We start from the raw sequence: 1754 nt of genomic DNA on the forward strand, positions 1-1754 counted from the left end.
CGCACGGGAATGCCCGCAGCCTGCACGTCCGCAACAAGCGCCGTGAAGGAGGCGTCGCGATCCGCACCTTCCGCCACGAGCGCGCGCTTCACCGGGAACCCCGTGCGTAGCGCCTCCGCTGCGGCGCGGCGACCCTCGATGTAGGCGCCTGTGGGACGGATCGCCGGCTGCTGCGCCGACGAGCGATTTGACGCATGGCGAGCAGGAGCGACCGCTTTACGCTGGGCGCTTCCCTCGCGCTTACCATAGGCCTCGCCGGAACGCTTGCCCGCCTGGCGCGAGCCCGACCCCGTTGCGCGCGACATGTCGCCATTCGCCCGACGCCCGCTACCTTGCTGTTGACGTGCCATCTGCCACCTCTCGTGTTTGCGTTCGTCTGAAAGTATACGGAACCACACGGCGGCGCCATAGCGTATCATGCAAAAAGCGATAGAAGACACGATAAGGAAGCTCGCAAGCCGTCTTGCTGTGTATTTTTCGACGATATACACAGTAAGGTGACGGCCAAACAAACGAACGCCGGAGGCGAAGCATGTATTTCGAATACGGGGAAACCGAGCTCGCGCACCTGCGCAGCAAAGACCAACGCCTGGCCGAGGTCATCGACCGCGTGGGGCACGTTGAGCGCGCAGTCGACCCGGATCTCTTCGCTTCCGTCGTGCACCACATCGTGGGGCAGCAGATCTCAACGAAGGCGCAGGCGACCATCTGGCAGCGCATGCGCGACGGACTTGGTGCGGTAAACGCGGAAACCGTACTCGCCGCCAGCGTGCCCGCGCTGCAGGCGTTCGGCATGACGTTTCGCAAAGCGGAATACATCACGGACTTCGCCGAGCGGGTGCAGAGCGGCGCGTTCGACCTCGACGCCGTGTGGCATATGTCCGACGAAGATGCCATTCGCGCGCTGAGCGGTCTCAAGGGCGTGGGCGTGTGGACGGCCGAGATGATCCTCCTCTTCTGCATGCAGCGGCCGAATATCCTGAGCTTCGATGACCTCGCTATCCAGCGCGGCCTGCGCATGGTCTACCACCACCGCAAGATCACGCGACAGCTGTTCGAGAAGTATCGACGGCGGTTTTCGCCCTATTGCAGCGGGGAGCCTGTACCTATGGGCGGTCGCCGGCGGCGCGATCCCCGAGATGCGCGATTGGCGACCGAAGGCGACGAGTAAGCCGAAAGCGATAACGCACGCGAAAGCTCGAACCGCAGATTGCCAGCCGAAGGCGAAAGGTGGGAAGCGATGACGTTCGTCCAACGCTACGATTCCCCGCTGGGCACCATGCTGCTCGCTGCCGATGAGGTCGGGCTTGTAGGCGCATGGTTCGAGGGGCAAAAGTACTTTGCTGCCGGGCTGCCCGAAGAGCGCCTCGAGCGGGAGACGCCTGCACTTGCAGAGGCAGTGCGCTGGCTCGACGCATACTTCGCGGGCGGCGTACCGGATTTCTTGCCGCCTCTGCACCCCGTGGGCTCGGCATTTCGGCAGGCGGTGTGGACGGCGTTGCTCCAGATTCCCTACGGCGAGACGACCACGTACGGTGCAATCGCCCAGCAGCTGGCCGAGCAACGCGGCGGGGTACGCGTCTCTGCCCGAGCGATCGGCGGCGCCGTGGGGCGCAACCCCATCTCGGTCATCGTCCCCTGCCACCGCGTGGTGGGCGCAAACGGCAGCCTCACCGGCTACGCCGGGGGGCTGGAGCTCAAGCAGGCCCTGTTGGCCCTGGAGGGACACACATTCTGACAAAAATCCCGGCGGG

Annotated in this window: 3 protein-coding genes; 2 read left to right on the forward strand and 1 reads right to left on the reverse strand. The window is 64.8% G+C overall.

Translation table 11 applies throughout. The features are described 5' to 3' along the window. Positions 1 to 350: RNA methyltransferase substrate-binding domain-containing protein (locus tag QZ079_RS09355; protein WP_297037570.1), on the reverse strand; the 350-nt coding region annotated here is incomplete at its 3' end. Between the two features lie 182 nt (positions 351 to 532). On the opposite strand from QZ079_RS09355, the gene QZ079_RS09360 reads away from it, so the two are divergent. Both QZ079_RS09360 and QZ079_RS09365 read left to right on the forward strand, forming a co-directional pair. Then, the gene (locus QZ079_RS09360; RefSeq protein ID WP_297037571.1) at positions 533 to 1171 is read left to right on the forward strand and encodes a DNA-3-methyladenine glycosylase; all 639 of its coding nucleotides are present in this window, start codon (positions 533 to 535) and stop codon (positions 1169 to 1171) included. A gap of 69 nt (positions 1172 to 1240) precedes the next feature. Then, positions 1241 to 1738 carry a methylated-DNA--[protein]-cysteine S-methyltransferase gene (locus QZ079_RS09365; protein ID WP_297037572.1) on the forward strand — a complete coding sequence of 166 codons (498 nt, stop codon included), beginning with the start codon at positions 1241 to 1243 and terminating at the stop codon, positions 1736 to 1738. The last annotated feature ends 16 nt before the right edge of the window (positions 1739 to 1754 follow it).

It is taken from the genome of uncultured Enorma sp. (assembly GCA_905210055.1).
In the GTDB taxonomy this organism is placed as follows: domain Bacteria; phylum Actinomycetota; class Coriobacteriia; order Coriobacteriales; family Coriobacteriaceae; genus Enorma.